The following is a 24,943-nucleotide window of genomic DNA, read 5'->3' as shown; positions in this document are numbered from 1 at the left end:
TTGTATTAAAATAGTAGGGTTATTCACTGAATATAATATCCGCAATAATATTGCACATATTCTGAGTGATTCTTAAACAGTTAGGCAGTTTTTACCCTAGATAACGTCTACCCGAGGTTTTATCTGGGCTCAATGCAATAAGACAATAACCTTGCGAAGCGGCTCGAAAAAGTGGCATTCAATGCTTTATTTGCCTCAATAGCACTGGCTCTCACCTAGGTTTTTTTCACAATTGTGATACATTGAAAAGACTATCTGAGTCCAGGATGAAGTCACTGATAGCGGTGCTTTGAACCTGATTTTATGAGCCAAAACGGCCATAAATATAGACTTGATAATCATATTCACTGATGACGTCAAAAGGGTTTCTATGACACAACAGCCGCAAGCTAAATACCGTCACGATTACAAATCACCGGATTACACTATTACCGATATCGACCTAGACTTTGCCCTCGATGCGCAAAAGACGACGGTGACGGCGGTGAGTAAGGTAAAACGTCAGGCAGCAGACGCGACGCCGTTGGTTTTGGATGGTGAAGATTTAACGCTCATCAGTATCAGCGTTGATGGGCAAGCATGGCCCCATTACCATTTACAGGAAAATTCACTGGTTATTGAGCAATTACCCGCGAATTTTACACTGACTATCGTGAATGATATTCATCCGGCGACCAACAGTGCACTTGAAGGGTTATATCTTTCTGGTAATGCATTATGCACACAATGTGAAGCCGAAGGTTTCCGCCACATTACCTATTATTTGGATCGCCCTGACGTGTTGGCGCGTTTTACCACCCGCATCGTCGCGGATAAATCACTTTATCCTTATTTGCTCTCCAACGGGAATCGTGTGGGGCAGGGAGATCTGGATAATGGTCGGCATTGGGTTAAATGGGAAGACCCATTTCCGAAACCTTGCTACCTGTTTGCCTTGGTCGCGGGCGATTTTGATGTCTTGCGAGATAAGTTTATAACGCGCTCAGGCCGTGAAGTTGCATTAGAGCTTTTTGTTGATCGCGGTAATTTGGATCGTGCTGACTGGGCAATGACCTCATTGAAGAACTCCATGAAATGGGATGAAACCCGTTTTGGCCTGGAATATGACCTCGACATCTATATGATTGTGGCGGTTGATTTCTTCAATATGGGTGCTATGGAAAATAAAGGGTTGAATGTATTCAACTCAAAATATGTTCTGGCAAAAGCAGAAACGGCGACAGATAAAGACTATCTGAACATTGAAGCCGTTATCGGTCATGAATATTTCCATAACTGGACAGGTAACCGAGTTACTTGCCGTGATTGGTTCCAATTAAGCTTGAAAGAAGGGTTAACGGTATTCCGTGATCAAGAATTCAGTTCCGATTTGGGCTCACTCTCGGTTAATCGTATTGAAAACGTCCGTGTGATGCGTTCGGCGCAATTTGCTGAAGATGCCAGTCCAATGGCTCATGCGATTCGTCCAGATAAAGTCATCGAGATGAACAATTTCTACACCTTGACGGTGTACGAGAAAGGGTCAGAAGTCATCCGGATGATGCATACTTTACTGGGGGAACAACAGTTCCAAGCGGGTATGCAACTCTATTTCGAACGCCATGATGGCAGTGCGGCGACCTGTGATGATTTCGTACAGGCAATGGAAGATGCATCTAATGTCGACTTGTCTTTATTCCGCCGCTGGTATAGTCAATCGGGTACACCGATACTGACGATACGTGATGATTATGATGCTGAAAATCAGCAATATCATCTGCATGTTAGTCAGAAAACATTGCCAACCGCCGATCAGCCGGAAAAACTGCCATTACATATCCCATTGGATATTGAGCTTTATGACAGTAAAGGCAATGTGATTGAGTTGCAGAGAAATGGTTTGCCGGTTCATCATGTTCTGAATGTCACAGAAGCCGAGCAAACCTTTACTTTTGATAATGTTGAACACCCCCCCATTCCGTCTCTATTGCGTGAATTTTCCGCGCCAGTCAAACTGGATTACACCTACAGTGACCAGCAACTGACTTTCTTGATGCAGCATGCGCGTAATGAATTCTCGCGCTGGGATGCGGCACAAAGTTTGCTGGCAACTTATATCAAGCTCAATGTTGCTAAATACCAGCAAAAACAGCCGTTGAGTTTACCTAATCATGTGGCTGATGCTTTCCGCGCAATATTGCTTGATGAAAATCTTGATCCTGCTTTAGCAGCACAGATCCTGACATTGCCATCAGAAAATGAAATTGCAGAGTTGTTCACCACTATCGATCCGCAAGCTATCAGTGCGGTGCATGAAGCCATTACCCGTTGTCTGGCAAATGAACTGTCTGATGAATTATTGGCTGTCTATGTGGCGAATATCACCCCTGAATATCGTATTGAACACACTGATATCGCCAAGCGGGCATTGCGCAATATTTGTCTGAGTTACCTGGCCTTTGCGGATGAAGAATTTGCCAACAAGCTTGTTTCTTCCCAATATCATCAGGCAGATAATATGACTGATTCGCTGGCGGCGCTGGCAGCCGCTGTTGCTGCACAGTTACCTTGTCGCGATGAGTTACTGGCGGCCTTTGATGTACGCTGGAATCATGATGGTTTGGTGATGGATAAATGGTTTGCTCTGCAAGCAACCAGCCCAGCGGTTGATGTTCTGGCGCAAGTGCGCGGTTTACTTACACACCCCGCCTTTAGTTTGAGTAATCCAAACCGTACTCGCTCGCTCATTGGTAGTTTTGCTTCCGGCAACCCAGCAGCATTCCATGCCACTGACGGCAGCGGTTATCAATTCTTGGTAGAAATACTCAGTGATTTGAATACCCGAAATCCACAGGTTGCTGCTCGTTTGATTGAGCCATTGATTCGTTTGAAGCGCTATGATTCAGGGCGTCAAACTCTGATGCGTCAGGCCCTGGAACAATTGAAAACATTGGATAATTTATCTGGTGACTTATACGAGAAGATAACCAGAGCATTAGCGGCATAAGTCGGTTATTTGCAAAAGTAAATAATTTGTGAAAATTATTGTTTAAATAGATAGAGGGCATAACGGCCCTCTATTTTTTATCCTTACAATTGTTAACACCAGAGTAACATCAGAGAGCAAGGTCTTTGCATGGCTTTACTTCGCAAACGTTTACTTTCCTGAAAGATGAATTTACCATTCCAGCATCAAAGGCTAGTCACCGCCCGCTCAGGAGATTACATGTATTATCCACTTGTCAAAAAAGCACTTTTTCAGCTTGATCCAGAACGTGCACACGAACTCACTTTTCGCCAGTTAAAACGCGTTACCGGCACACCACTTCAATTCTTGATTCGGCAATCAGTGCCAACCAAACCAGTAAGCTGCATGGGGCTGTCATTCAAAAATCCATTAGGCTTAGCTGCGGGTTTGGATAAAGATGGCGAGTGTATTGATGCTCTGGGCGCGATGGGGTTTGGTTTTATTGAAGTCGGGACAGTAACACCACGACCACAGTCTGGAAATGATAAACCAAGATTGTTTAGAGTCGTCGAGGCCGAAGGTTTGATCAACCGCATGGGATTTAATAATCACGGGGTTGATAACTTAATTGAAAACGTTAAGAAATCACATTTCGGCGGTATTTTAGGTATTAATATCGGCAAGAATAAAGATACGCCGGTAGAGCAAGGTAAAGAAGATTACTTGATTTGCATGGATAAAATTTATCCTTATGCCGGTTATATTGCGATTAATATTTCATCGCCTAATACCCCAGGATTACGATCTTTGCAGTATGGTGAAGCACTGGATGATTTGTTGGCAGCAATTAAAAATAAACAAACTGAATTACATCAGCGGCATCATAAGTATGTTCCTGTCGCAGTTAAGATCGCGCCGGATCTTACTGAAGAGGAATTGATCCAAATAGCGGATAGTTTGGTTCGCCATAATATAGATGGTGTTATTGCTACTAATACCACATTAGATCGTTCTCTTATTCAGGGTTTAAATTATTGCGAACAAGCTGGTGGATTAAGTGGCCGTCCATTGCAATTACGCAGCACTGAAGTGATTCGCCGTTTATCGCAAGAGCTACAAGGTCGGTTACCTATTATCGGCGTCGGTGGAATTGACTCGGTCATTGCTGCGCGGGAAAAAATGGCTGCGGGTGCTTCATTGATTCAAATTTATTCCGGGTTTATCTTCCGTGGGCCAAGTTTGATTAAGAATATCATTACTCATATCTAATTATTTATCTTCTTTACTTGTCTGGGGGTTTATTTATTCCCCCAGCTCGTCTATATTTTATCCCTATAGATTAAATATACATCAAAAGCCTTATATGATTTAGTGCAATTAGATGGGTGAGAGCTCAGTTATTGAGTCAATAATGTTGGCGAGCCTGGCGGGAAGGATAAAATATGCGGATTAAACCAGACGATAAATGGCGTTGGTATTTTGATATCGAACATGACAGGCTCATGTTGGATTTAGCCAATGGTATGATATTTCGGTCGCGGTTCCCATCTAAGATGTTAACTCCTGACGCCTTTGATGAATCTGCATTTTGCGTTGATGATGCCGCACTTTATTTTGAATTCGAAGATCAATGCCGCCAAATTAAAATGGGCCATGAGCAACGCTCAGAATTAATATTAAATGCTTTAGTTGCATTTCGTTTTCTAAAACCATTAATGCCCAAAAGCTGGTATTTTGCACAACAGCCTAAAACGTGGGTACCACAGAATGCGGCGCTGGCCACAGTAAAAGTATTGGATAGCAGTGAAGAGATTAGTTTGTTAGTGGTTGAATCCGGTGACACCGCCAGTTTGTGTTTATTAGCGCAGCCCCAAGTTGTATTAGCTGGGCGTCAGTTGGCATTGGGTGACGCGATAAAAATAATGAATGACCGTTTGTTACCATTAGTGATTCAAGAGGTTTACACCACGACGGCCTATGACCGGGCAGTATAATCTCTTGATACTCGTCATACTTCAAGCTGCATGTGTGTTGGCTGCTCTCACTCACCCGAGTCATTGACTGGCGTCAACTCATCGGGATTCATTCGATTACCGCCTTCCTGCAACTCGAATTATCTAGAGTATATACTCGTCATACTTCAAGCTGCATGTGTGTTGGCTGCTCTCGTTATTCGTCCCGTCCATGGGCTGCCCTTCTGCGAGTCGCATTCCAATATGCTCCCGGCCGATTTGTATCTTATTTACCGCTAAGAGTAATATTTCCTTTGGGTATGCAACTGCAACAAAGTATCGTCCCGTCATTGCCAATAGCACTTTGTTTTAACGGTGCGACATCACCATCGACTAAGGTAATTCTGCAACTACCACATATTCCTGCTCGGCAAGAGTAAGGAATACGGATATTTTGTTGTTCCAGTTGTTCCAATAATACTTGCTGATTATTACCGTTAAAGCGAATGCCATTATATTCAATGGATACGGCTTTGGATTGATCTTGCGGTGCGCTAAGGCTTTCAACTACCGCGCCAGCGGCATAGGGGCGCGGTGGCTTGGTTGACAGAATTTCCACTTCGTCCCCAACTCGAATAATACCACTGTTTCTGGCCACCATATTTTGACCAAAATCGATATCACCATTCTCGGCAGTTCGGAATGTCTGTAGTGTTTGTAATGGCTCGCCCGTTGGATGTTTGCGACCGCGCTCAACACTGACGGTGGTTAATACGCAGCGGCTGCATGGCTTAACCAAATCAAAAGTAATATCGCCCACTCGGATAACCTGCCAACTGTCTTCAGCAAATGCACTCGCGCCGGTCACGACTAAATTGGGGCGGAACTGTTCCAGCTTAATACTGCCGGGGCAGCGTTGCTGTAATTCTTTAAACGAGGCTTCATTAATCAGTAGATAAGGGAAGCCATCGGCAAATGATAGCGGAATTTCCGGCATGGGTTTTACCCGCCGGGTGAGTTCCGGCCCCAGCCAGCGTAATTGTACTTCTCGCTGAAAATAGCCGCTGAGCCAGTTGTTGATAGCCGCAGGGGCAATGAGCGCGGTAAAATGATTTCCCCAAACTTCAGTCGGTTCGGCATTGGCTAAAAAATCATTAAAGCGGATACTGGCACTCTCGCCATCAGGGGCAGTGAGATATAAGCCGTCTGACATTAAGGCGGGGGTAAACATCACCATCTTTGGATATTGGCGCGCAGTAATAAAAGTGCCATCCGGTTCGGTAATCATAAATACGCGGTCAAAGGCCAATCCGCTGCTGCTGACTTGAGCATGAGAAAGCTGCAAACCACGCATGGATTTTACCGGATGAACATAGAGTCGGGAGAGGGTAATCACCATTGCCTCCGTGCGAGTATTAAATAAGAGGGAGCAACTTTATGACAAGCTGCTGGGATTAGCTATAATGCGCAACAATTTTCTTTTTGGTGATAGTGCGATATGAACTCTCTGTTTGCCAGCACGGCGCGTGGACTGGAAGAACTGTTAAAAAGCGAACTCGAAGCGCTGGGCGCTCACGACTGTAAAATAGTACAGGGTGGGGTACATTTTCAGGGCGACGATCGACTCATGTACCAAAGCCTGTTGTGGAGTCGCCTGGCTTCGCGCATTTTGTTACCGCTTAACGATTTTAAAGTATACAGTGACTTAGACTTGTACCTTGGGGTGCAGGCGATTGATTGGCCATCAATTTTTGGTGTGGATAAAACCTTTGCCGTGCATTTTAGCGGTGTGAATGACGAAATCCGCAATAGCCAGTACGGGGCATTAAAAGTTAAAGATGCCATCGTCGATAGCTTTACCCGTAAACTGGATCAGCGCCCAACCGTGGCTAAACAGCAGCCGGATATCCGGGTGAATGTGTTCCTGCAACGGGATATGGCCAGTGTTGCGCTGGATCTCAGCGGCGAAGGGTTACATCAGCGCGGTTATCGTGATCTGACCGGTCAGGCACCGCTGAAAGAAAACCTGGCAGCGGCCATTATCCAACGTTCTGGCTGGCAGTCGGGCACCCCGATGGTCGATCCGATGTGTGGTTCTGGTACTTTGCTGATTGAAGCCGCCATGATGGCTTCAGATCGCGCCCCAGGGTTGCACCGAGCGCATTGGGGTTTTACCGCCTGGAATGCTTTTAACGAAGAGCTGTGGCGTGAATTGACCACTGAAGCGCAAGTTCGTGCGCGCCGTGGTTTGCAAGAGACAACCTCCCGCTTCTTTGGTTCTGATATTGACCGCCGCGTTATCGAGATGGCTCGGGCCAATGCCCGCCGCGCTGGGGTAGCAGAACTGATAACCTTTAATGCCAATGATGTCAGTAAGCTGGTGAATCCATTACCTGAAGGGCCTGTGGGGACGGTTATCAGTAACCCGCCTTATGGTGAGCGCATGGAAAGCGAACCGGCATTGATTGCGTTGCACAATATGCTGGGCCGCATTATGAAAAGCGCCTTCGGTGGCTGGCGTTTATCCCTGTTCAGTGCCTCGCCGGAACTGCTGAGTTGCTTGCAATTGCGCGCCGAACGCGAATTCAAAGCGAAGAATGGCCCATTGGATTGCGTGCAGAAAAATTACCAATTAGCAGCCAATCCACAGGGAGCTGCGGGTGTTCAGGTCGCTGAGGATTATGCCAACCGTCTGCGTAAGAATGTGAAAAAACTGGATAAATGGGCTAAACAGCAGGGCATTGAATGCTACCGCTTGTATGATGCCGATTTGCCGGATTATAACGTGGCCGTTGACCGCTATGGCAGCAAAGTCGTGGTGCAAGAGTATGCGCCGCCGAAAACCATTGATGCACAAAAAGCGCGTCAGCGCCTGTTTGATGTGATTAATGCGACTTTGGCGGTGCTGAATCTGCCATCCAACCAGTTGGTGTTGAAAACACGTGAACGCCAGAAAGGCAAAAACCAATACGAGAAATTGGCGCAGAAAGGCGAGTTCCTGCTGGTGAGTGAATATAATGCCAAGCTATGGGTTAACCTGACTGATTACCTTGATACTGGCCTGTTCCTTGACCACCGCATTGCTCGTCAGATGCTGGGCAAAATGAGTCAGGGTAAAGATTTTCTTAACCTGTTTGCTTATACCGGTACTGCCAGTGTCCATGCCGGGCTGGGCGGTGCGCGCAGTACCACGACGGTTGATATGTCGCGGACTTATCTGGAGTGGGCTGAGAAGAACCTACGGGCCAATGGTTTAACTGGCCAGCAACACCGCCTTATTCAGGCTGATTGCCTCTCTTGGCTAAGTAACACCGATGAGCAATTCGATGTGATCTTTATTGATCCACCGACATTCTCCAACTCTAAGCGAATGGAGACCACCTTTGATGTTCAGCGCGATCATTTAGTGCTGATGAAAGAACTTAAACGGTTACTGCGCCGTAAGGGAACAATCATGTTCTCGAACAATAAGCGCGGTTTCCAGATGGATTTGGACGGGATAAAAGCGTTGGGATTGGAAGCGAAAGAAATCACCGCACAAACACAATCTGAAGACTTTGCCCGCAATCGTCAAATCCACAACTGTTGGCTGGTTACCCACAGCCACGAGGAAAAGTAGAAACTATGTCGTTAATTAGCATGTCCGGTGCTTGGCTGTCGTTCAGCGATGCACCTTTATTAGATAATACTGAATTGCATATTGAGCCAAACGAGCGTGTTTGTCTGGTGGGCCGTAATGGCGCGGGCAAATCTACCTTGCTGAAAATTCTGAGCAAAGAAATTGCATTGGATGATGGCCGGATAACTTATGAGCAGGATTTGATTGTCGCACGTCTGCAACAAGATCCTCCGCGCAATGTAGCCGGAACCGTGTTTGATTTTGTTGCAGAAGGCGTACAAGAACAAGCCGAGCATCTGAAAGCTTATCATGCCACCCTGCATCAGGTTGAACTTGACCCGAGCGAAAAAAACCTTAATCGCCTGGCGGCATTGCAGGAAATTCTGGACCATCAGGGGCTATGGCAATTAGACAGCCGTATTCAGGAAGTATTGGTTCAACTGGGTTTATCAGCCGATGCGGAGCTTTCATCTCTGTCCGGTGGTTGGTTGCGTAAAGCGGCATTAGGTCGCGCTCTGGTCAGTTCACCAAAAGTGCTGCTGCTGGATGAACCGACTAACCATTTGGATATCGAAACCATTAACTGGCTGGAAGGTTTCCTGAAAGATTTTCAGGGCAGCATTGTCTTTATTTCCCATGACCGCTCCTTTATTCGTGCGATGGCAACACGTATTGTTGACCTGGATCGCGGCAAATTGGTGTCATGGCCGGGTAATTACGAACTGTATCTTGCCAGCAAAGAAGAAGCACTGCGGGTTGAAGAGCTGCAAAATGCTGAATTTGACCGCAAATTAGCGCAAGAGGAAGTGTGGATTCGCCAAGGAATCAAAGCACGACGTACCCGTAATGAGGGCCGTGTTCGCGCCCTGAAAGCGCTGCGGATGGAGCGTTCAGAGCGTCGTGAAGTGATGGGCACCGCCAAGATGCAAGTAGAAGAAACTGTGCGTTCGGGCAAAATTGTCTTTGATCTGGAAAATGTTAACTATCAGGTTGATGGCAAAGTGTTGGTGAAAGATTTCACCGCACAAGTACAGCGTGGCGACAAAATCGCGCTGGTGGGGCCGAATGGTTGTGGTAAAACCACCTTGCTGAAACTGATGCTCGGTCAGCTTAAAGCCGACAGCGGTAAAGTGCATTGCGGAACCAAATTGGAAGTGGCCTATTTTGACCAGCATCGTGCAGAGCTTGATCCAGAGCGCACGGTGATGGATAACCTGGCCGAAGGTAAGCAGGAAGTGATGGTCAATGGCCGTTCACGCCATGTTCTGGGCTATCTGCAAGACTTCTTGTTCCACCCGAAACGCGCCATGACCCCCGTGAAAGCGTTGTCTGGTGGTGAGCGTAACCGCCTGTTATTGGCTAAGTTATTCCTTAAGCCAAGCAACTTGTTGATCCTCGATGAACCGACCAACGATCTGGATGTGGAAACACTGGAACTGTTGGAAGAAATGGTTGATAGCTATCAGGGCACCGTATTGCTGGTTAGCCATGATCGTCAATTCGTGGATAACTCAGTAACAGAGTGCTGGATTTTTGAAGGTAATGGTCAAATCAGTAGCTTTGTGGGCGGTTATTATGATGCTCACCAGCAGCGCGCTGAGGCAAAACCTATTCGTCAAGTGGCGGCTAAAGTTGAAGAAACCAAAGCGGCTGCACCGGTGAAAAACAATACCCCGGCAGCAAAACGCCCCGGCAAACTGAGCTATAACTTGCAGCGCGAGCTGGATCAGTTACCGCAGCAGCTAGAAAAACTGGAAAATGAAATCAGTAGCTTACAGGCCGAGGTCAGCCATGCAGATTTCTTCTCCCGTCCGCATGCAGAGACGCAACAGGTTTTGCAAGCATTAGCTGATGCCGAACAGGCACTAGAAGTTGCATTTAGCCGCTGGGAAGAGCTGGAAGCTCAGAAAAACGGCTAAATGGTGTTTCGCCGCTCAATTAAATGATGTGCTATACGATAGTATGCCTATTGTTATATTAGTATCGTGACAATGTGATACTTAATATACCCAATAGATTTCAATGTGCAGGAAGGCGGCAAGCGAGAGAACCCCGATGAGCTTATATCAGTAAGTGATTCGGGTGACGAGAACAGCCAACACACCTGCGCGTTGAAAGATAAAGGGATAGACAGTTCAGCCGTGAGGGATTCGATATTGTGTTCTGTAATTCAGCCTGAGCACGGCGAGCACTCTGGGCAATCAGGGGACGTCATCCTGTGCCGGCAGTGCGATATGTCAGTGGCCTTACCCCCTTTGCCATACGGCACCAAAGCGGTATGTCCGCGTTGTAAAACCACACTGACTGCGCGGTGGGATGAACCACGTAAGCGCCCGGTGGGTTATGCTATCAGCGCATTGTTTATGTTATTGCTGGCTAATATGTTTCCCTTCGTCAACATGCGTGTGGCGGGGATCACCAGCGAAATAACGTTGATCCAAATACCCAAAGTGATGGTGGCAGATAACTATGCCAGCATGGCAACGTTATTTATGGTTCTGGTTCAATTGATACCCGCTTTCTGCATGGTGGCTATTATCCTGCTTTGTCTGCGGGTGCGCATGCCGCACCGGTGGAAAGCACTGATGGCAAAAGCATTATTCCAATTTAAAACCTGGTGCATGGTGGAGATTTTCCTCGCCGGCGTGCTGGTTAGTTTTGTCAAACTGATGGCCTATGGTGAAATCGGCATCGGCAGCAGCTTTGTCCCTTATTGTTTATTCTGCTTATTACAAGTGCGCGCTTTCCAATGTGTTGACCGCCATTGGATGTGGCAAGATATTGCCCCCGCACCGGCGTTACCTCACCCACTTATTGCGGGCCGAACGGGCTTACGCCAAGGTCTGCGTTCTTGCTCGTGCTGCACTGCAATCTTGCCGCAAGCTCAGGTGGAATGTCCGCGTTGTCATACTCATGGTTATATCCGTCGCCGCAATAGCTTACAGTGGACTATGGCATTATTAGTCACGTCTATCTTGTTGTATATTCCAGCCAACTTAATGCCCATTATGATCACCGAAAGTTTGGGGAACCAGATGAACTCCACCATCATGGCGGGGGTGGTTTTCTTGTGGAGCGAAGGTTCATATCCAGTGGCGTTGGTGATTTTTATTGCCAGTATTATGGTGCCATCATTAAAAATGTTGGCGATCGGTTGGTTATGTTGGGATGCAAAAGGCAAAGGTAATACCGACACCGAACGGATGCATTTTATTTATGAAATAGTGGAGTTTGTTGGTCGCTGGTCAATGATTGATGTCTTTGTTATCGCGGTGCTGTCGTCATTGGTGCGTATCGGGCAACTGATGAGTATCTATCCGGCGATTGGTGCGCTGCTATTTGCCATGGTGGTTATCCTGACCATGTTTGCTGCATTAACCTTCGATCCGCGTTTAACTTGGGATCGGATAAGTGAAACAACCCAAAAGGAGCCGCAAGGTGACGGACAATAATCCCAGCCAGGGTGTGGCGGAAATTGAAAAAATCAAGCGCTGGTCCCCGGTGTGGATCATCCCCATTGTCACTGCGCTGATTGGCGCATGGATACTGTTTTATCATTTTAGCCATCAGGGGCCACAGGTGGTGATGACCACTTTGAATGCTGAGGGTATTGAAGCCGGTAAAACAAAAATAAAGAGCCGCAGCGTGGATGTTGGCATTGTTGAGCAGGTCACTCTGAGTGAAGATCTTAACCATGTTATCGTGCAGGCGCGGTTAAATTCCGGCATGAATACCTTGTTGCACAGTGACACGGTTTTCTGGGTGGTTAAGCCGCAGATTGGTCGTGAGGGGGTTTCCGGTCTGGGAACCTTGCTTTCAGGGGCCTACATTGAGTTACAACCTGGTAGCAAAGGTAAGGCACTTAATGAGTTCACCTTGCTCGATTCCCCGCCATTGGCCTCACCGGATGCTAAAGGGATTCGTATTACACTCGATAGCGAACGAGCCGGGCAGTTGAATGCAGGTGATCCGGTCTTATTCCGTGGCTATCGCGTCGGTTCAGTGGAAACTAGCACCTTTGATGCTAAATCACGCCTGATGCGTTATCAGTTATTTATTGGTGCGCCTTATGACGGTTTGGTCACTAGCAATGTCCGGTTCTGGAAAGACAGTGGCGTAGCAGTCGACCTCTCCTCACAGGGGATGCGGGTTGAAATGGCATCGCTGGCGACTTTGCTCAGTGGCGGAGTCAGCTTTGATGTGCCAGAGGGTGTGGATTTGGGTAAACCAATCACACAAGATAAGGCTGAGTTCAAACTGTTTGATAACCGCAGTAGCATCCAGAACTCGCTGTACACCGAACATGAAGATTTCTTATTATTCTTCTCCGATTCTGTGCGAGGTTTGCAGGCGGGAGCACCAGTTGAATTCCGTGGTATTCGTATCGGTACTGTCGGGGATGTTCCTTTCTTCGCCGAAGGGATGAGACAGCGCGTTGATAATGACTTCCGCATTCCGGTGCTAATCCGCATTGAGCCAGGCCGTTTCCGCGAGGACTTAGGCCCGGATGCCAATTTTGAGCAAATCTTGAAAACCGCCAAAGAACGCGGTCTGCGTGCATCTTTGAAATCAGGTAACTTGTTGACTGGCGCACTGTTTGTCGATCTGGATTTCTATCCAGATGCCAAACCGTGGAAAGGGCCAATGGAAGTGGCGGGCTATCCGTTGTTGCCAACTGTCAGTGGTGGCTTGGCGCAAATTCAGCAAAAAGTGATGCAAACGTTGGATAAGGTTAATAATCTGCCGTTGGATCCTATGGTCAAAGAAGTCACCAAAACACTGGCTGAAAGCCAAAAAACCATGCGTGAAACTCAGAAAACCTTGGAATCATTGACCGCGATTACCTCCAGCCCGGCGATGCAAGATCTGCCCAAAGATCTGCAAAAGACCTTGAATGAGTTGAATCGCAGTATGAAAGGTTTCCAGCCAGGTTCACCCGCCTACAATAAAATGGTGGGTGATATGCAGCGGTTAGATCAGGTCTTGCGTGAATTACAACCAGTATTGCGTACGCTGAATGAAAAGAGTAATGCACTGGTATTTGAAGCGGCAGGAAGTCAGGACCCTCAGCCTAAGAAGGCCAAAAAATGATGAAATGGATGGCAGTTATCGCAGCGCTATTACTCAGTGCATGCAGCAGCACACCGAGCAAAACCTATTATCAGCTACCGGCACTCAGTGCGCCAGCAACCGCGACTAGCAGTGTGGCATCGCGGCAATTGTGGGTTGAACATGTGGGAGTCGCGGATTATCTGGCGGCGGCGGGTTTGGTGTATCAAACCAACGATGTGCAGTATGTGATTGCCAGCAACAACCTTTGGGCCAGCCCATTGGACCAGCAATTGCAGCAAACTCTGGTCACTAATCTGAGCAGTGCGCTGCCGGGCTGGTTGGTGTCTTCACAACCACTTGATAGCGATCAGGATGTCCTCAATGTCACTGTCACCGGGTTCCACGGCCGTTATGATGGCCGAGCTATCATCCGTGGCGTGTGGATACTCAAACATCAGGGGCAGCTGATTAAGCAGCCGTTCGATTTAGAGATCAAACAAAGTGACGATGGTTATGATGCACTGATCCGTACTTTGGCCGAGGGTTGGCAGCAGGAAGCCAAGACAATTGCGGTGCAGTTACAAAACGCTCAGTAATATTTTATCTTAAATAAATCTAACCCTCTTTCGGTAGTCATACTTATATGATACCGGAAGAGGGTTTTTTATTTAAAATCAACCAGATAACATTCATTGTTTCAAATCAATCACTTAGCCAATTCAGTGTGCATAGTTCACAAATATGATATTGGCGTGAATTTTGCGCATTGCTTTTCTGTTTCCTAAGGTCTATCACTTAATTGTGGCTGAACATAAATTAGCCACTGTTTTCTTTCCACCAGACCGAAATATGAGGGAAACGAGGCATGAAGAGACAGAAAAGAGATCGCTTGGAAAGGGCATTGTCACGAGGCTATCAAGCAGGTATTTCAGGGCGTTCAAGAGAAATTTGCCCCTATCAAGCTTTAGACGCCAGATCGCATTGGTTAGGAGGTTGGCGACAAGCCATGGAGGACAGGGCTGTGACCGCTTAAGCGGCTCTCTGTCAGACTAAGGGATAACCTCCGCTTTATGCGTATATTGCGGAGGTTGTTGTTTTTACTCTTTGTCTTTGGCACCGCAGCGTTGTTGGCTGCTCTCGTGCACCCGAATCATTGACTGGCGTCAACTCATCGGGATTTACTCGTTTGCCGCCTTGCTGCAACACCAATGACTTTGAGTAACACTCTCGTTGTTGCTTGGCATCGCAGCGTTGTTGGCTGCTCTCGTGCACCTGGGCTATTCAGCCCAGCGCTTCAGTAGGATGCTGGCATTCACACCACCAAAACCAAAACCATTTGATAGTGCATAGGTCATTTCATGAGGCTGTGCTTGACCTGCAATTATATTCAGCCCTTGAGCCGCTGGATCCAGATTTTCCAGATTAAGTGTTGCCGGCACGATTTGGTCACGTAATGCTAGCACGGTGAAGATAGTTTCCAACCCGCCAGCAGCACCTAGCAAGTGGCCAGTGGCCGATTTTGTTGAGGTTACCGCTAGTGTATTACCCTCACCAAACAAGTGCTTAATGGCATTGATTTCACCCAAATCGCCTACTGGCGTTGAGGTTGCATGAGCATTGAGATGCTGAACCTGTGCAGGAGTTATTCCCGCCTGACGTAATGCAATTTTCATTGCACGATATGCACCGTCACCGTCTTCCGCACCCGAGGTCATATGGTAGGCATCGGCACTGGTGCCGTAGCCGACAATCTCTGCTAATGGTTTTGCGCCCCGCGCCAGAGCATGTTCCAGCTCTTCAATAATCAGCAAACCGGCACCTTCACCCATCACAAAGCCATCCCGGGCACTGTCGAATGGCCGAGAGGCTTTTTCGGGCGCATGATTAGAACCGGTTGATAATGCGCGTGCGGCCGCAAAGCCCGCCAAACTGACTTTATCAATCGCGGCTTCAGCACCACCGCACAAAGCAATATCAGCTTCATCATTGCGGATCAAACGCACCGCATCGCCGATCGCCTGAACTCCAGCTGCACAGGCAGTGACTGGCGCACCAATCGGCCCTTTGAAATGATGTTTGATGGAGACATGACCAGCGGCCAGATTCACCAGAAATGAGGGCACGGTGAAAGGGGAGAGGCGCTTTGGCCCACGGCTATCCGTGGTTCGCACCGCATTGGCGATGGAAGGAAAACCGCCAATACCCGAACCAATGATAGTCGCGGTGCGCTCTTGCTTATCTTCACTATCGGCTTGCCAGCCAGCATGGGCAATGGCTTCATCTGCCGCGGCCATAGCAAACTCAATAAAACGATCCATTTTCTTTTGATCTTTCGGTGCAACAGCTTTATCAGGATCAAAGCCAGCTTCAGGATCGTCTGCAATTGTGGGAACTTGCCCACCAATCTTTGCCGGTAAATCACCTACAATTTCGTCTGGCAGAATACGGATACCCGATTTCCCGGCTAATAGACGCCGCCATACAGCGTCGATACCGCAGCCTAATGGGGAAACCACACCCATTCCTGTAATTACTACACGGCGCATATTCATTATTTTTCCTTTGGAGACTCAATTGAATAGGGGGAATACTTGGCATTGGTTGAGTTTTTCTCACGCATCAATGCCAACCGTTTATTAATTATATCGCTCCTGACCGAACCTGCCGCGAGGGTGACATCCTCTGCACAGATAGGTCGTCGAGTCGCATTGTCCAGTAATATGGGTTCGACAGGGGCACCGCTCCGGCGATCGGTGAGTATGGCTGCCGGGCCATCCGGCGCAAAATGTTGATTACCCCAATGAAACAAGGCAGCGATCACTGGGAAGAAATCATTACCACGTTCAGTCAATAAGTATTCATAGCGGGCGGGGCGAGAATGATAAAGCTGTTTCTTCAGGATGCCACTTTCCACCAAATATTTAAGGCGGCGGGTGAGGATCGTGGGTGAAAGCTGCAAACTTTGCTGAAATTCATCAAACCGTGTTAACCCCTGAAAAGCATCACGGATGATCAGTATGCTCCACCATTCGCCTACCCGTTCGAGAGAGCGCGCCACCGGGCAAGGCATATCTTGAAAGTGAGTTCTTTGCATATCACTCCTCGGATGATTTTTGTGGGCATAGAGAGCTGCCGCCAAAGCTAAACATTAGTCACTACATTTATTGTAGTGACTAATGTTTAAAAAAATGCCATTGGCATCATAATAATGGTGCAGGGGGTTAACAGCCCCTGCACCAGAAGTATTAGAAAGCAGCAGTGTCTTTAAACAGGCCCACTTTCAAGTCGGTGGCGGTATAAATAACTTTGCCATCAACTAATACTTCGCCATCAGCCACACCCATAATCAGTTTACGCATAATAATGCGTTTAAAATTAATACGGTATGTCACTTTTTTGGCATCTGGCAGAACTTGCCCGGTAAATTTCACTTCACCGACACCGAGTGCGCGGCCTTTGCCTTCGCCACCCAACCAGCCAAGATAGAAACCAACCAATTGCCACATAGCATCAAGGCCCAAGCAGCCAGGCATTACCGGGTCACCAATAAAGTGGCAACCGAAGAACCATAGGTCCGGATTAATATCCAGTTCCGCTTCCACATAACCTTTGCCATAGGTGCCGCCGTCTTCTGTCATTTTGACGACACGATCCATCATTAACATATTTCCTGCTGGCAATGGTGGACCGCCAGCGCCAAACAGCTCGCCACGGCCTGATGCTTCAAGGTCTTCTTTTGTATAGGATTCGCGTTTATCTACCATGTTCTCAGTAAGCCTTATTTTAATGAAGTGCGCACAATAGCGTACACCTGTACGCTGAACAAGTCCGATCAGCCCTGGTTAAACCAGTTCAGCCAACGTAATGGCCATGGCCAACGGTGTCTGTCTTGCGGATTGACTTGTGAGATTCGTTCTTGAATTATACCCAATAAGCTAGGTTGTTGCTCATCGGCATAAACCACGCCGGTTAACAACGGTAATGCTTCTGCGGCGGTATCAACAGCCCATAAATGGAACTGGCCTTGCTGCACCGCATCAATCACTGCTTGATTCAGACATAAATGGCGGACATTAGTGGCAGGTAAAATAACCCCCTGATTACCCGTTAGCCCGCGGCGCTGACAAGCTTCGAAGAAACCTTCGATCTTTTCATTCACACCACCAATAGGCTGCACATTACCAAATTGGTCAACAGAACCTGTAACAGCGATTTGCTGATTGATCGGTTGTTGTGAAAGGGCGCTGATCAGCGCGCAAAGTTCTGCCAGTGATGCACTATCGCCATCAACTTCACCATAAGATTGTTCAAAAACAATCGAGGCGGAGAAGGGCAGTGGCTGATCAAGTTCCAGTTCTGAAATCAAGAACGCCTGCATAATCATCATGCCTTTAGCATGAATATTACCGCCTAATTCAGCTTTACGTTCCACATCAACAAATTCGCCATCGCCTAAATGGACCACACAACTGATACGTGCTGGTTCACCAAAGGCGTAAGGATGCCCAGGATATTCCAATACTGACAGACCATTAATCTGGCCAACAACCTGACCTTCGGTTTCAATCAGAATTTGCCCAAGCTCTATTTCATCTTGCATCCGTTCAGCGAGGTAACTATTACGCCAATCACGGGCATTCAGCGCAACTTCTAGCGTATTGGCTGTGATGGTGTTCTCTTCGGCATAGAGTGCAGCCTCTGCCAGTTGGCTAGTAAGCCATTGCGGACATAAAGGCAGGCTTCCTTGATCACCGCTATAACGCACCGCTTGACGGAATAGCACCGGCCAGGCATCAGCAGATAACGAAGGTAACTGTTTCTGTTGCAACAGCGAATTAATATAACCGCACCACAATGTCATGCCATCAATATCGACCAGCGGCAGCTCGACTTCGAACTCGCCGTAAATAGCCAATTCGCCTAGTTCAGGTTCCATATCGTGGAAATCAGCCAAACCAAGACGATCGCCAACTAGAATCAAGCGCAGGTCCAGTGGCATTGAGGGGATATGTACTGGTAGAGGACGGGTTTCATCAGGCGACAACCAGTCGAAGCGCTGTTGAACTATCATCTGTTTCAGGCGCAGCCACATCAAAGGTTGAGCTTGTAATACCCGTACCGACAAGATCAATACACCACCATTAGCTTGATGCACTAAACCGGGTTGTAGATTTATTTGATCTTTATGCCATCTGACACAACCAAACAGTTGTTCGGGTTCGACCCATTCTTGGTAGAGACAGCGTGAAACTGCCGCAAAGGGTTCGTCACCGCGTTGAGCGGGTTGCCAACTGACCTGGTGGCCATGCACGAGGTAGTCTCCGCCAAACAGGGCTGAAGCATCAGGCTGGAGCTCTTTAACAGCTTGAGCGATCAATGTCAGATACTCAGTGCTTTCCTGTGCTTTGATCAGCATAAAACGCGGACGTGACTGTGGATGACAGAATAGCGTCATGCCATTTTCGAGCCGCGGTTGAATCGCCGAAAAAGAAACAGGCTCCAACTGGGAAGCTGTAGCAAATAACGCTTCATATGGCGCTGTGTTCGGCAGCAGCGACTGCCATTCAAGTCTGTTATTGGTCAAAGTGATAGATGCAATCGTCAAAAAGGGAAAGGGCGATTATACAAGAATAAAGCAGGCTGCATATATGTAGAGTAGCAGTTGGTGGCAAGGAGTAAGATATCGGTAGTGTTTCGTACAAAAAACAATCTAATCATGTGCTTTTAGTAGGGTGAAATTCTGCGTAAAACTGTTATGCTTAAGTTAAGTTACGCGGTCACTGAAGAGTTCAGAATGAAATATCAGCAACTGGAAAATCTAGAAAGTGGTTGGAAATGGACCTATTTGGTTAAAAAACACCGTGAAGGTGAAGCCATTACGCGCCATATAGAAAACAGTGCGGCTCAGGATGCTGTCGAGCAGTTGATGAAACTGGAAAGTGAACCAGTGAAAGTGTTGGAGTGGATTGATATTCACATGAATGTGCAACTGGCTAACAGGATGAAGCAGACTATCCGTGCCAGGCGTAAGCGGCATTTTAATGCGGAGCACCAACATACTCGCAAGAAATCAATCGATCTGGAGTTTTTGGTGTGGCAACGTTTGGCGGCCTTGGCAAGGCGTCGAGGCAATACTCTATCAGAGACTGTTGTTCAGTTAATTGAAGATGCTGAGCGTAAAGAGAAGTATAAGAGCCAGATGTCATCGTTGAAACAGGACTTGCAGGATATTCTCAGTAAAGACATTTGATATGACTAGGTGTAACTCAATATTAACGTAGCTAAAATACTGCAATTAAGAAAACAGGATATGACTCGATTTTTCTTAATTGCATGATAAAAAAAACCCCGCAATGCGGGGTTTTTTACGAAAGGAGTAAACTTAAGCCTGTGGCTGAGTTACAACTTCTTTGTAGCCTTTAACTTCGATCTCTACGCGACGATCTGGTGCCAGGCACTCAATCAGAGCAGCACGTGGTTTCACATTGTCACAGGTGTTGCCTGTAACTGGGTTTGCTTGGCCTTCACCGCGAGCGGTGATTTTGTCAGCAGGGATACCTTTAGAAACCAGGTAATCACGTACGCTGTCAGCACGACGCTGAGACAGAGCTAAGTTAGGAGCTGGTTGACCGATACGGTCAGCGAAGCCCAGAACAACTACAGAACCGTCTTTAGGATCGATAGAGCTCAGCTGTGAATACAGTTGATCCAGAGCTTGCTGGCCTTCTGCTTTCAGAGTTGACTTGTTGAAAGCGAACAACACGTCTGATTTCAGAGTGAAACGCTTAGTGTCAACAACTGGAGCTGGAGCTGGTGCTGGAGCAACTACTGGAGCTACTGCATCTTCCTGACCGAAACGGTAAGAAACACCTACGCTCAGCATGCCGTTGTCTGGACGAGCACCAACGGTAGCTTTATCACCGATGTTGCTAACCCATTGGTATTCCATACGGGTTGCCCAGTTCTTGGTCCATGCGTATTCAGCACCCAGAGCTACCAATGGAGAAACACCGGTGTCATGGTTGTTCAAACGTGTGCCAGAAGCTGCGTTAAACGCGCTGGAGTCTGCACGCCAAACCATACCACCCAGACGGGTGTACAGGTCCAGGTCCTGAGCAATTGGGTAGCTCAGTTTTGCAGCCAGTTGAACGCCTTGTGCTTTAAAGTCGCCGTTACGAACGTCGCCTTTGTAAGGCATACGGCCAAGCCAGTCGTATCCCATTTCAAAGCCCAGGTATTGGTTTGCTTGGTAACCCAAGAACGCACCAGCACCTAATTGGTCTTTATGAGTTGGACCGTCATTGCCTTGGTCGCCATAGATACCGCCAGTGCCAGTATTTTGATACTGAGACCAGCCCAGTTTGCCACCGGTGTACCAGGTGTTATCTTTCGGTGCGGCTTGCGCTACTGTAGCGAAACCAGCCAGTGCCACTGCTAATGCGATAGCTGTCTTTTTCATTTTACGCCTCGTTATCATCCAAATAGGCAATGAGCTTTAAAAGCTAAGCCCTTGGTTAAAATTCTTCGTCAAGGTTTTAACGCTCCCGTTAATTACGCTGCCAGTATAATTTGGCGTTTTAGAGCAACCTTGGCGATGTAAAGTCTACAACGTGGCGAGAAAGTTACAAGTGTGATGTGATATTCTGACTGAAAAAAAACCGAAATTGTGCATAATCTTTAACGATTTAGCCGTAAAAAGGCTCTTTTTGTAGACGTTATTTTCTACTGTAAGCCGCATTCTGACTCGCTTTATGTCGATTTATCAGGAGTAAGCCCTAAATATTGTAATAATTCATGGGATAAATCCTAAATTTACTTAATGATACAAAGAAGAATGAATTTTTAACGTTGCGCACTGTCCTTGATCGAGTTTTGTGTCTTCTAAAGGACGCATAACAAACCCATAAGCGTTCCCTAATTTTGCCGCCAAACGCAATCTGATGCGGTCATTTTCTGACAACTCGGGTAGCCAACCAAGAACAACACTGTAATTTCCTGTTAACAGCGCTTTTTCCATAGCATCAACAGTTGATAATGGATTGATTTGCCTCGCCTGAACGACTTTAGTTATTGGTAACCCCGATTGCTGTAGCCATAAACGGCTCAATTTCTGTTGTGGGGTTAACCATAGAAGCCATCGAGATTGTTTACCGAGCTGTTGTAATAAAGGAAGCAATAATTGTGCTACTACAGACTGGTTTTCACTGTACACAAGTTCACTGATAAGGCCACTATCCGTTTGAGTATCAACTCGTTGCGATACATCACGGGTAGCAAGAGAATGATGATTAGCATTATAAGATTTTAGTGATTGAGTACGCATTATGAACCTCGCCTGTAGTGTGCTGTATGTATATACAGTAGTCACTGTTTGTTCGAAGATCAACTAAATTTTTACAAGATGCTTCGCATTATTGTGATGAAAATACATGAAAACTGATTTTGTGTTTGGCTCTGTTATCCATATTGCGTATTTTCTAATTAGTTGTTCCTCTTACACTTATTACAACTGGATAGGGACGTTGGATCGGATTTTTACTAAAGGAGTAGTGATGAAAAACATATCAGAGAATAAGATAAGACAAGCACAGAATCGCTTTGATTTTTTAGGGAAAATTACGGCTCGCTCACAATTTGGCGGTTATGGGTTGCTAGCCAATGGCATTATGTTTTCAGTGGTTTCTGAGGGGGAGCTGTATTTACGTGCAAATGACAGGGTTGAAAATTTATTTCGCGCCAGAGAAATGACCAATCTTGTTTATGCTAAGCGGGGGATTCCTATTTTATTGCGTTATTATTGGGTGGACTCTCTCTTGTGGAATGACGACCTCGCACTACGCCATTTTGTAAAACAGGCCTATCAAGGGGCTAAATCTGAAGTTTTAAGCAAAAAATGCCCGCCAGTTCGGTTGAAAGACTTACCTAACCTCAGTGCCAGCCTCGAGCGACTATTATGGAAAGTCGGTATCAAGAGTGTAGCGGAATTGAGGTTTGAAGGGGCTAAGCGCTGTTATTTGAAGTTGCGTACGTTGAGGTGTTCACTTGGCGTGAATGTTTTATTGGCTCTTGCTGGGGCGATCAGTGGCCATCACTATGCTGCGCTGCCCCTCATAATGCGCAGTGAACTTATTGAATGGTTTGAAATGCACATTCGCACAGATGATGTTTCACAATATGAAACAGCATAAAGAAGGGCCATTGATAGAAACTGGCCCTGGGTTCAATTAGCCAGTGTGGCCGATACGTTTATTGAGCTCACTGAGTTCAGGTAATAGTTCAAGCAATAAGCCAATCTGTTGTAATACCAATTGATCTTTGCTCTCCGGCTCAGGATTACAGCTCTGTAGCCGGGTTGATAAGCCGGCTAACACTTGCGCCATTTTTATACTGTCGGGTTGTTCTTGCTCAAGTGTACCTTCAACATAACAAATAGCATCGTTGAGTAACCTCAGCGTAGCTGTATTGGTCAGCTTTTCACGATGAGCGCCTAGCGCAGATATATAACTGAGCATAGTGTGGTTGAGACAAAGTAAACGAAATGCGGCTTCCTGAGTTTCTTTGTCGTTCTTGGGCTCTGCTGACATATTTGAAATGACGGAAGCCAATTCGGCATCGCAATTATGAGCATCACGGCGGGCAATACGGTAAGGCAAACTATTATCTCTACCTTGATAATATTGCACTAAGATAGCATCCAGATAGCGGCAGTTCGCATTAAGTGTTCTACGAACTACGGCGGGAAGTTGGCGGAATTTCCAGTCTGGCCAGATAAAACTCACCGCGACCCAGGCAATTGCGCAACCGAGTAAGGTGTCAAACACGCGGGGTGCAGCAACCTCAAATCCCTCTCCGAGTAAGTTAAAACACAACAAAACCAGCAACGTAATGAACATCGTCGCGTGAGCATACTGAACATTGCGGAAAGCAAAAAACAGCACGCCGGTAATGACAATTAGGATTAACTGGCCCTCAATGGAAGGGACGAAATAGAGGATTGGTAGTCCGATCAGGATACCCGCCAAGGTGCCAATGATGCGCAGCGCCAGGCGACGCCTGGTTGCATTGTAGTTGGGTTGGCAGACAAAAAGGCTGGTCAGTAAAATCCAATAACCGTGTCGCATGCCGGTCAGTTGAATAAATGCATAACCCACGCAGAGTACTACTGACATGCGGACAGCGTGGCGGAAAAGTGCGGACTGTGGGGTCAGATGGCGGCTGATCCGCAATTTTATATCGCTCCATCCGGTGATACGGTCGTCAGATAGGCGGCTTTCAGGTTGCGGCCCTTCAGCAAGGACTTGCTCTGATTCAATCCCCGCTAATTGGGCATCAATGGCCCGCAGGTTTTTGAGCAAATGGGAAAGCGCTTTAACTTGCGGCACATTCTCGTTTTGAGCTAATTCTCTGGCAAGGGCTGCATCCAGGAAAGTAAACGCCCGTTCGAAACGCGGGTCATGCTGATATTTCTGTCTCATGAGAATTGATTGCGACAGTTGCACACAAGCTCGGGATTGCATGTTCAGCAGACGTTGAAAGCGGAATAACACGTCGCTGTAGCGGAATTTTTCGCGCAATATTTGATATTGAACATGGGATGAACTGGCGCGTTCATGAATATCTTGCGCCACAAAATAATAGTGGAGGGTTCGTCGTGTTTCGCGCTGGCCGCGATCGCCTTTCAGCCGCGTAACAAGTGAGGTTTTGGCTTGATTCAGTGTCGAGACTAATGTGCTATTGGCCATTGCAACATCAATAAGCGGCTGGTTAACCTCAGATTCAATATCAGGATCAAATAGGTTGGCTTTTGCTTCCAGGTATTGAGCCAGGTGTTGATAGCAGCGGGCCAAATTATCCTGTAAGGGTCGGATAGGGAAAATAAGGTGTCCACATAGGGTCAGCACGTTATACCAGACGGCACCGAGTATCAGTAGCAAAGGTTGCTGATACCAAATATGGTACATCGAAGTGCCCAACATGGTGTAGATAGCAATTAACAAGGCACCAAAGGCGATAGTGGCATAACGTTGGCCTAAGGCGCCCAGCAAGATAAAGCCACAGGTTGAAAAAGTCAGGCCAAGGGCAAAGAGCCAAGGATAAGGAAATAACAGTTCAATAGAGGCTGATGCGATAAAAAAGCAAATCAGTGTGATGAATAGATTGCGCAACCGCCCAGCCAGGCGGTCATCAAGATCAGTTAATGCTGCGGCCACGACACCGAGAGTTAGGGGGATTGTCAGTTTGGGCTGCTCAATCCACCAAGGAACCGCCGTTACACCCACCAACGCGATAAAGATACGAACATGATAAAGCAGGCTGCTATTGTAGATATAACGGCGTAAACCAGTGACGAAAGTGAGCACAAAAAACCTCTAA

General features: G+C 47.1%; 19 protein-coding genes. 11 read left to right on the top strand and 8 right to left on the bottom strand.

What is annotated here, in order from left to right; genetic code table 11:
- Nucleotides 1–370 precede the first annotated feature (370 nt).
- The 3 genes from pepN to OVO64_RS01370 all read left to right on the top strand — a co-directional run bounded on the left by pepN (nucleotide 371) and on the right by OVO64_RS01370 (nucleotide 4,941).
- Nucleotides 371–2,986, top strand: a complete 2,616-nt coding sequence (pepN, locus tag OVO64_RS01380) for an aminopeptidase N (protein WP_267248536.1) — start codon at nucleotides 371–373, stop codon at nucleotides 2,984–2,986.
- Nucleotides 2,987–3,205: 219 nt separating this feature from the next.
- A complete protein-coding gene (gene pyrD / locus OVO64_RS01375) occupies nucleotides 3,206–4,216 on the top strand; it encodes a quinone-dependent dihydroorotate dehydrogenase (RefSeq protein ID WP_038632149.1) in 1,011 nt (336 codons plus the stop codon).
- 173 nt (nucleotides 4,217–4,389) lie between these two features.
- On the top strand, nucleotides 4,390–4,941 hold the full coding sequence (locus OVO64_RS01370) for a cell division protein ZapC (protein ID WP_038632151.1): 552 nt from the start codon (nucleotides 4,390–4,392) through the stop codon (nucleotides 4,939–4,941).
- A gap of 244 nt (nucleotides 4,942–5,185) precedes the next feature.
- On the opposite strand, the gene OVO64_RS01365 is transcribed toward OVO64_RS01370, so the two are convergent.
- Nucleotides 5,186–6,298, bottom strand: a complete 1,113-nt coding sequence (locus OVO64_RS01365; protein WP_072088972.1) for a YcbX family protein — start codon at nucleotides 6,296–6,298, stop codon at nucleotides 5,186–5,188.
- A gap of 99 nt (nucleotides 6,299–6,397) precedes the next feature.
- On the opposite strand from OVO64_RS01365, the gene rlmKL reads away from it, so the two are divergent.
- The 6 genes from rlmKL (at nucleotide 6,398) to rmf (ending at nucleotide 14,603) form a co-directional block, all read left to right on the top strand.
- Nucleotides 6,398–8,518 carry a bifunctional 23S rRNA (guanine(2069)-N(7))-methyltransferase RlmK/23S rRNA (guanine(2445)-N(2))-methyltransferase RlmL gene (rlmKL, locus tag OVO64_RS01360; RefSeq protein ID WP_038632153.1) on the top strand — a complete coding sequence of 707 codons (2,121 nt, stop codon included), beginning with the start codon at nucleotides 6,398–6,400 and terminating at the stop codon, nucleotides 8,516–8,518.
- A 5-nt stretch (nucleotides 8,519–8,523) separates the two neighbouring features.
- Nucleotides 8,524–10,437, top strand: coding sequence for an ABC transporter ATP-binding protein (locus OVO64_RS01355; protein ID WP_038632155.1), 1,914 nt, complete (start codon nucleotides 8,524–8,526; stop codon nucleotides 10,435–10,437).
- Nucleotides 10,438–10,674: 237 nt separating this feature from the next.
- On the top strand, nucleotides 10,675–11,970 hold the full coding sequence (gene pqiA / locus OVO64_RS01350; protein ID WP_072088971.1) for a membrane integrity-associated transporter subunit PqiA: 1,296 nt from the start codon (nucleotides 10,675–10,677) through the stop codon (nucleotides 11,968–11,970).
- Nucleotides 11,957–13,609: an intermembrane transport protein PqiB gene (gene pqiB, locus OVO64_RS01345; protein WP_038632159.1), complete on the top strand. Its 1,653-nt coding sequence runs from the start codon at nucleotides 11,957–11,959 to the stop codon at nucleotides 13,607–13,609. Before pqiA ends, pqiB begins: the two co-directional genes overlap by 14 nt.
- On the top strand, nucleotides 13,606–14,166 hold the full coding sequence (gene pqiC, locus OVO64_RS01340) for a membrane integrity-associated transporter subunit PqiC (protein ID WP_038632161.1): 561 nt from the start codon (nucleotides 13,606–13,608) through the stop codon (nucleotides 14,164–14,166). The genes pqiB and pqiC overlap by 4 nt, the downstream gene beginning before the upstream one ends.
- 269 nt (nucleotides 14,167–14,435) lie before the next feature.
- Nucleotides 14,436–14,603 carry a ribosome modulation factor gene (gene rmf, locus OVO64_RS01335; RefSeq protein ID WP_005170911.1) on the top strand — a complete coding sequence of 56 codons (168 nt, stop codon included), beginning with the start codon at nucleotides 14,436–14,438 and terminating at the stop codon, nucleotides 14,601–14,603.
- 244 nt (nucleotides 14,604–14,847) lie between these two features.
- Here the strand turns inward: rmf and fabF are convergent, their stop codons facing one another.
- The 4 genes from fabF to OVO64_RS01315 form a co-directional block, all read right to left on the bottom strand.
- On the bottom strand, nucleotides 14,848–16,122 hold the full coding sequence (gene fabF / locus OVO64_RS01330) for a beta-ketoacyl-ACP synthase II (protein WP_038632163.1): 1,275 nt from the start codon (nucleotides 16,120–16,122) through the stop codon (nucleotides 14,848–14,850).
- Nucleotides 16,122–16,664: a winged helix-turn-helix transcriptional regulator gene (locus OVO64_RS01325; RefSeq protein ID WP_038632165.1), complete on the bottom strand. Its 543-nt coding sequence runs from the start codon at nucleotides 16,662–16,664 to the stop codon at nucleotides 16,122–16,124. Before OVO64_RS01325 ends, fabF begins: the two co-directional genes overlap by 1 nt.
- 151 nt (nucleotides 16,665–16,815) lie before the next feature.
- A complete protein-coding gene (fabA, locus tag OVO64_RS01320; protein WP_004873784.1) occupies nucleotides 16,816–17,334 on the bottom strand; it encodes a bifunctional 3-hydroxydecanoyl-ACP dehydratase/trans-2-decenoyl-ACP isomerase in 519 nt (172 codons plus the stop codon).
- Nucleotides 17,335–17,402: 68 nt separating this feature from the next.
- Nucleotides 17,403–19,154 (bottom strand): AAA family ATPase, encoded by a 1,752-nt coding sequence (locus OVO64_RS01315; protein WP_038632168.1) that lies wholly within the window; start codon nucleotides 19,152–19,154, stop codon nucleotides 17,403–17,405.
- 210 nt (nucleotides 19,155–19,364) lie between these two features.
- Between OVO64_RS01315 and matP the strand changes: the two genes are divergently transcribed.
- Nucleotides 19,365–19,820 (top strand): macrodomain Ter protein MatP, encoded by a 456-nt coding sequence (gene matP, locus OVO64_RS01310; RefSeq protein ID WP_038632170.1) that lies wholly within the window; start codon nucleotides 19,365–19,367, stop codon nucleotides 19,818–19,820.
- Nucleotides 19,821–19,952: 132 nt separating this feature from the next.
- Here matP and ompA read toward each other — a convergent pair whose 3' ends face one another.
- Nucleotides 19,953–21,029 (bottom strand): porin OmpA, encoded by a 1,077-nt coding sequence (ompA, locus tag OVO64_RS01305; protein WP_038632172.1) that lies wholly within the window; start codon nucleotides 21,027–21,029, stop codon nucleotides 19,953–19,955.
- A gap of 357 nt (nucleotides 21,030–21,386) precedes the next feature.
- Nucleotides 21,387–21,893 carry an SOS-induced cell division inhibitor SulA gene (sulA, locus tag OVO64_RS01300; RefSeq protein ID WP_267248535.1) on the bottom strand — a complete coding sequence of 169 codons (507 nt, stop codon included), beginning with the start codon at nucleotides 21,891–21,893 and terminating at the stop codon, nucleotides 21,387–21,389.
- Between the two features lie 229 nt (nucleotides 21,894–22,122).
- On the opposite strand from sulA, the gene OVO64_RS01295 reads away from it, so the two are divergent.
- Complete coding sequence (locus OVO64_RS01295; protein ID WP_050291282.1) at nucleotides 22,123–22,758, top strand: TfoX/Sxy family DNA transformation protein; 636 nt, start codon at nucleotides 22,123–22,125, stop codon at nucleotides 22,756–22,758.
- Nucleotides 22,759–22,794: 36 nt separating this feature from the next.
- Here the strand turns inward: OVO64_RS01295 and yccS are convergent, their stop codons facing one another.
- The gene (yccS, locus tag OVO64_RS01290) at nucleotides 22,795–24,930 is read right to left on the bottom strand and encodes a YccS family putative transporter (protein WP_038632178.1); all 2,136 of its coding nucleotides are present in this window, start codon (nucleotides 24,928–24,930) and stop codon (nucleotides 22,795–22,797) included.
- Nucleotides 24,931–24,943: the final 13 nt, after the last annotated feature.

The sequence above is a fragment of the Yersinia sp. Marseille-Q5920 genome, from assembly GCF_946902935.1.
Classification (GTDB): Bacteria; Pseudomonadota; Gammaproteobacteria; order Enterobacterales; family Enterobacteriaceae; genus Yersinia; species Yersinia rochesterensis.
The sequence above is the reverse complement of the archived record's forward strand: the minus strand, read 5'-3'. Positions and strand labels throughout refer to the sequence as shown.

Bases quoted from the DNA above. Each gene is read 5' to 3' on its own strand.
- fabA (WP_004873784.1), bottom strand. From the start codon at position 17,334: ATGGTAGATAAACGCGAATCCTATACAAAAGAAGACCTTGAAGCATCA.
- pepN (WP_267248536.1), top strand. From the start codon at position 371: ATGACACAACAGCCGCAAGCTAAATACCGTCACGATTACAAATCACCG.
- rlmKL (WP_038632153.1), top strand. From the start codon at position 6,398: ATGAACTCTCTGTTTGCCAGCACGGCGCGTGGACTGGAAGAACTGTTA.
- OVO64_RS01365 (WP_072088972.1), bottom strand. From the start codon at position 6,298: ATGGTGATTACCCTCTCCCGACTCTATGTTCATCCGGTAAAATCCATG.
- pqiC (WP_038632161.1), top strand. From the start codon at position 13,606: ATGATGAAATGGATGGCAGTTATCGCAGCGCTATTACTCAGTGCATGC.
- rmf (WP_005170911.1), top strand. From the start codon at position 14,436: ATGAAGAGACAGAAAAGAGATCGCTTGGAAAGGGCATTGTCACGAGGC.
- sulA (WP_267248535.1), bottom strand. From the start codon at position 21,893: ATGCGTACTCAATCACTAAAATCTTATAATGCTAATCATCATTCTCTT.
- fabF (WP_038632163.1), bottom strand. From the start codon at position 16,122: ATGAATATGCGCCGTGTAGTAATTACAGGAATGGGTGTGGTTTCCCCA.
- OVO64_RS01295 (WP_050291282.1), top strand. From the start codon at position 22,123: ATGAAAAACATATCAGAGAATAAGATAAGACAAGCACAGAATCGCTTT.
- ompA (WP_038632172.1), bottom strand. From the start codon at position 21,029: ATGAAAAAGACAGCTATCGCATTAGCAGTGGCACTGGCTGGTTTCGCT.
- matP (WP_038632170.1), top strand. From the start codon at position 19,365: ATGAAATATCAGCAACTGGAAAATCTAGAAAGTGGTTGGAAATGGACC.
- OVO64_RS01325 (WP_038632165.1), bottom strand. From the start codon at position 16,664: ATGCAAAGAACTCACTTTCAAGATATGCCTTGCCCGGTGGCGCGCTCT.
- OVO64_RS01370 (WP_038632151.1), top strand. From the start codon at position 4,390: ATGCGGATTAAACCAGACGATAAATGGCGTTGGTATTTTGATATCGAA.
- OVO64_RS01355 (WP_038632155.1), top strand. From the start codon at position 8,524: ATGTCGTTAATTAGCATGTCCGGTGCTTGGCTGTCGTTCAGCGATGCA.
- pyrD (WP_038632149.1), top strand. From the start codon at position 3,206: ATGTATTATCCACTTGTCAAAAAAGCACTTTTTCAGCTTGATCCAGAA.